The 4,967-nt window shown below is 70.4% G+C and carries 4 protein-coding genes, 1 tRNA gene and 1 pseudogene; 2 read left to right on the top strand and 4 right to left on the bottom strand.

Going from position 1 to position 4,967, the window contains the following annotated elements; translation table 11 throughout:
- The 3 genes and pseudogenes from APM_RS09050 to APM_RS09040 form a co-directional block, all read right to left on the bottom strand.
- Positions 1-236 (bottom strand): annotated as a pseudogene (locus APM_RS09050) (DUF2497 domain-containing protein); the annotation flags it as partial.
- Positions 233-1,801 carry a TolC family outer membrane protein gene (locus tag APM_RS09045; protein WP_007423065.1) on the bottom strand — a complete coding sequence of 523 codons (1,569 nt, stop codon included), beginning with the start codon at positions 1,799-1,801 and terminating at the stop codon, positions 233-235. The gene APM_RS09045 and the pseudogene APM_RS09050, both read right to left, overlap by 4 nt.
- A gap of 22 nt (positions 1,802-1,823) precedes the next feature.
- Positions 1,824-2,486, bottom strand: a complete 663-nt coding sequence (locus tag APM_RS09040) for a protein-L-isoaspartate O-methyltransferase (protein WP_007423064.1) — start codon at positions 2,484-2,486, stop codon at positions 1,824-1,826.
- Positions 2,487-2,612: 126 nt separating this feature from the next.
- Between APM_RS09040 and APM_RS09035 the strand changes: the two genes are divergently transcribed.
- Together APM_RS09035 and APM_RS09030 are read left to right on the top strand one after the other, a co-directional pair.
- Positions 2,613-2,686, top strand: a tRNA-Cys gene (locus APM_RS09035).
- Positions 2,687-2,877: 191 nt separating this feature from the next.
- Positions 2,878-4,773, top strand: a complete 1,896-nt coding sequence (locus tag APM_RS09030) for an AMP-binding protein (protein ID WP_007423063.1) — start codon at positions 2,878-2,880, stop codon at positions 4,771-4,773.
- Between the two features lie 55 nt (positions 4,774-4,828).
- Here APM_RS09030 and APM_RS09025 read toward each other — a convergent pair.
- A partial coding sequence (locus APM_RS09025) for a hydroxyacylglutathione hydrolase C-terminal domain-containing protein (protein WP_007423062.1) occupies positions 4,829-4,967 on the bottom strand: 139 nt, incomplete at its 5' end.

Below are 4,967 nucleotides of genomic sequence, written 5' to 3'. Positions count from 1 at the left end.
GCCGAGGCGACGGCGCCCGGCTGCTCGAACTCGGCCGCGCCGCCGGCCTTCCCCGGGCCGCGCCCCTCGGCCACGATCATCGACGGATCGAGGTCGAGCACGGGTTTCCCCGCCTCCTCGGGCACGTCCGGCGCCGGCATGGCGACGGCATCGTCATCTTTCAGGATGCGGCGGATGGAGGAAAGGATTTCGTCCATCGAGGGTTCGGCCGCGGGGTCCGTTGGCGTTCCGCTCATGGGTGTGTGTCCTCGGGCTGTATATGCAGTTCGGTCGGGCCGCTTGGCGCCATTTTGGGCCGGGCGAGAAGGGTGCCGTCCGGGGCGATGCCGGCGTTGCGGAACGCGACGTCGCCATTGCCGAACAGGGCGTCCTTCACGGTGTCGTAGTATTTGAGGTCGTCGTAATGCGTCACCGGCAGGGCGAGATCGGTCGCCGTCAGCCGGCCGATCGCGGCGGCGATCGCATAGGACTGCTCGACCTCGTTGGCGATGTTCTGGATCTGCGTGGTCTGCGCGTTGAACAGGAGCTGCTGCGCGTTCAGCACGTCGAGCGTGTCGCGCGTGCCGACGATTTCCTGCCGCTCGGTGCCGTCGAGCGCGATCGCGTCGGCCTTGATCTGCGCGCGGGTGCTGACGATCGCCGCCTTCGAGGCCTTCAGCCCCTCCCATGCCTGGGTCGCCTGCTGCACCGCCGTCCGCTGGGCGTCGATCACCGCCGAATAGGCATACTGCACATTGTCCCGCGCCTGCCGGATCGCGGCATATTCCTTGCCGCCCTGGTAGAGCGGGATGGTCAGGTTGGCGAGGATCTGCCCGCCGGTGGAGCGCGAATGCGGCCCGCCGGGGTTCGACTCGTCGAAGGCCGAGGCCGAGAGGGAGAGCTGCGGCCCGAGCCCGGCCACCGCGGCATCGACCGAATCCTTCTTCGACGCCATGGTGAACAGCGCCGCCACCACGTCGGGATTGTTGCGCAGCGCGGCATGGGCGAGGGGGGTCTTGCCCCGCACCGGCAGTTCGAGCGGCTGCGGTGGCACCAGTGTCCGCGCCGGATAGGAGCCGACAAGCTGGCGGAAGCTCTCGTCGGCGATATGCAGGTTGCCCTTCGCCACCGCGACCTGTTCCTGCGCCCCGGCGAGCGAGGCCTCGGCCTGCGCCACCGAGGTTTCGGTGATCTCGCCGACATTGAACTGGTCCTTCACCGCGCGCAGCTGCTGGGCGAGGACGTTCTCGTTGTTGATGTCGAGATCGAGCAGGTGACGGTCGGTGATGACGGTCACATAGGCATTGACCACCTTGGCGAAGACGGTCTGCTCGGTCGCGAGCAGCTGCGCCCTGGCTGCGTAGACGCTGTTCTTCGCCTCATGCAGCTTGGCGGCGGTCAGCCCGCCATCGAAGATCGACTGGTTGACGGTGATCTGCCCGGTCGCGTCGTTGCGCGCCGCGGTCAGGCTGTTGCGCGTCAGGATCGGCGGGTTGCCGACGTTGAACGCGGATTCCGTGGTCTCGTCGACGCGCCCGGCCGACCCCTGGATCGTGACGGTGGGCCGCCAGCCGGAAAGCGCCGCCGGCACGTTCTCGTCGGTGGCGCGCAGCGTCGCCCGCTGTTCCTGCAGGGTCGGATTGTTCGAATAGGCTTCCGCCAGCGCCGCGGTCAGGGTCGAGGGCCTTGCGTCGCCGGCCCGCGCCGCCGGCGCCGCCAGCAGCGCCGCCATCGGCAGCGCGGCCCAGAGCGCGGCCCGACGCCGCCATCCCGGTTTCGCTCGCAATGCCTGCAAATGCCGTGTCTCCTGAAAAGAGGACATGAAACCTATCATTTCTTTATGATCAAAAACTGAATGCCGCCTTACGCTGGAACGATGCTAACAACGGCGCGTTCCGGTCGGCAAGCGTCCGGTGCGCGAAGGCGCCGCCCACCGCCTCGGCAACCACCAGCCGACCGATGCCGTCATCGTTCAGGATGGTGACGAGCCGGCCCCCCGGCGCCAGTTGCGCCGCGAAGGCCGCCGGCAGCATGTCCACCGCGCCCTCGATCACGATGACGTCGAACGGCGCCTGCGCCGGCGCTCCGGCCGTAAGCGGCCCGGCCACCAGCCTCACATCCGCCGCCTCCGCCGCCAGCGCTTCCGCCGCCATGGCGCGCAGCGCCTCGTCTTCCTCGAGCGCCACCACCGCCGCGCCGCCGGAGGCGAGCACCGCGGCGCCGTAGCCGGTGTTGGCCCCCACCACCAGCACCCGCGTGCCCGGATGCGTGGCGGCGGCTTGCGCCAGACGCGCGATCGTCAGCGGCGCCGGCATGAACCGGCCATGGCCGAGCGGCAGGTCGGCATCGGAATAGGCGCGGCCCGTCTGCGCCGGCGGGCAGAACCGCTCGCGCCGGATCGTCCGCATCGCGGTGATGACCCGGTCATCCGCGATATTGTTGGGCCGGATCTGGCCGTCCACCATCAGGGTGCGGGCGTCGCGGAAATACCGTTCATTGTCCGACATCGGGGATCCTCTACGCTGGGGCCGCCCCTCTATAGGACGCGGGGCGCGATCGGGCAAAGCCATCCTCCGCCGCGGGGCTTGACCGGAACCCGGCCCGGCCCGATAAGCCGCACTCAGTCGCGCGCCGGTCCGGTGGCAGAGTGGCTATGCAGAGGACTGCAAATCCTTGGATGTGGGTTCGATTCCCGCCCGGACCTCCAGCAGCGCGCGCCTCCGCGCTGCCAGGCTCAAGCAGCGCGCGGTTCCGCGCTGCCAGACTGCGCCAACGCGCGGTTTCCTGCTGCCGGATCTCGCCTCGCGCAAGCGACTCCTCCGCCCCGATTGCCCGCCGCCCGGCTTGCTCCTAGTCTCTCCGTAACGACCGGCCAACGGAAGCGAGGGAGCGGAAAACATGTCCAGCGAATACCAGGCGCGCTACGATTCTTGGCATCGGGCCCCCGAGGCCTACTGGGACGAGGCCGCCCGCCGGATCGACTGGATCACCCCCTATGAAAAGGTTTTTGATCCCGCCCAGGGGCCGTTCGGCCGCTGGTTTCCGGGCGGCACGCTGAACACCGCCGCCAACTGCCTCGACCGTCACATCGCCGCCGGCGCCGGCGAGCGCATCGCCCTGATCTGGGACAGCGCGATGGAAGGCCGCATCGCCCGCTACACCTACCGCGCCCTGCGCGACCGGGTGGCGAAACTCGCCGGCGCGCTCGCCGCCCGCGGTGTCGCGAAGGGCGACCGCGTGGTGATCTACATGCCGATGGTCCCCGAAGCGGCGATCGCGATGCTCGCCTGCGCGCGGCTCGGCGCCATTCATTCCGTCGTCTTCGGCGGGTTCGCCGCCCCCGAGCTGGCCAGCCGCATCGATTCCGCCGAGCCGAAACTCGTCATCGCCGCCTCCTGCGGCCTCGAACCCGGCCGCGTCGTGCCCTACAAGCCGATCCTCGACGCAGCCCTGGAGCGCGCCGCCCACAAGCCGCGCGCCTGCCTGATCTTCCAGCGCGAGGCCCTGCGCGCCGATCTCGTCCCCGGCCGCGACGAGGATTATCTCGACGCCGAGGCCGCCGCCGCCCCGCACGATCCCGTCCCCGTCGCCGCGACCGACCCGCTCTATGTGCTCTACACCTCCGGCACCACCGGCCGGCCCAAGGGCATCGTCCGCGACAATGGCGGCCACGCCGTCGCCCTCGCCGCCACCATCCCGATGATGTACGACGTCCATCCCGGTCCCGGCAGCGCGAGCGAGGTGATGTGGACCGCCTCCGATGTCGGCTGGGTCGTCGGCCACACCTATATCGTCTATGCCCCGCTGCTCGCCGGCGTCACCACCGTGATGTACGAGGGCAAGCCCGTCGGCACGCCGGATGCCGGCGCCTTCTGGCGCGTCTGCGCCCAGCACGGGGTCAAAACCCTGTTCACCGCCCCCACCGCCCTGCGCGCGATCAAGCAGCAGGACCCCGAGGGCGCGCTCACCCGCCAGCACGATCTCTCGAAACTCGAAGCCCTGTTCCTCGCCGGCGAGCGCTGCGACCCGCCGACCGCCGAATGGATCGCCGCCCTGCTCGGCAGGCCGGTGATCGACAACTGGTGGCAGACCGAAACCGGCTGGCCGATCTCCGCCCGCTTCCGCGGCCTCGGCCTCACCGCGTTCAAGCCCGGCTCCGGCGGCCGCCCCTGTCCCGGCTACGAGGTCCGGGCGCTCAACCCCGAGGGCGGGCTGATGCCCTCCGGCGAGGTTGGCGCCCTCGCCATCCGCCTGCCGCTGCCCCCCGGCTGCGCCCCCACCCTCTGGCACGACGACGAGGGCTACCGCCGCGCCTATCTCGAAACCTTCCCCGGCTGGTATCGCACCGGCGATGCCGGCATGGTCGATGAGGATGGCGACATCTGGGTAATGGGCCGCACCGACGACATCATCAACGTCGCCGGCCACCGCCTCTCGACCGGCGCGATGGAAGAGGTTCTCGCCGCCCACCCCGATGTCGCCGAATGCGCCGTGATCGGCCGGCACGACGCGGTGAAGGGCGAGGTGCCGCTCGGCCTCGTCGTGCTGAAATCCGGCGTCGCCCGGGCGGATGCCGAAATCGCCGCCGAGCTCGTCGCCCTGGTGCGCGAGCGCATCGGCCCGGTCGCCGCGTTCAAGGACGCGCTGGTGGTCCAGCGCCTGCCCAAAACCCGCTCCGGCAAGATCCTCCGCGCCACGATGAAGCAGATGGCGAACGGCGCGCAGCCGGTCATCCCGCCGACGATCGAGGACGCCGCCGTGCTCGACCAGATCGCCCCGCTGCTCTCGCCCTGATTTTTGCCCCGGCCCGCGGCCAGGGTCAGACTTCTGCCCCGGCCCGTCGCCAGGGTCAGAATTTATCCTTGGCGGCGCGCAGCCGGGCGAATTCCTCGGCCGAGGCGGCGCGGAGAAACGGGTTGGCCGCCAGCTCGTCGGCAAGCCGCACCGGCAGCGTCGGCGCGCCCGCCGCGCGCAGCCGCTCCACCTCC

It is taken from the genome of Acidiphilium sp. PM, assembly GCF_000219295.1.
Classification (GTDB): Bacteria; Pseudomonadota; Alphaproteobacteria; order Acetobacterales; family Acetobacteraceae; genus Acidiphilium; species Acidiphilium multivorum.
The sequence above is the reverse complement of the archived record's forward strand: the minus strand, read 5'-3'. Positions and strand labels throughout refer to the sequence as shown.

Coding starts and splice junctions, on each gene's coding strand:
- APM_RS09040 (WP_007423064.1), bottom strand. CDS start 2,486: ATGTCGGACAATGAACGGTATTTCCGCGACGCCCGCACCCTGATGGTG.
- APM_RS09045 (WP_007423065.1), bottom strand. CDS start 1,801: ATGTCCTCTTTTCAGGAGACACGGCATTTGCAGGCATTGCGAGCGAAA.
- APM_RS09030 (WP_007423063.1), top strand. CDS start 2,878: ATGTCCAGCGAATACCAGGCGCGCTACGATTCTTGGCATCGGGCCCCC.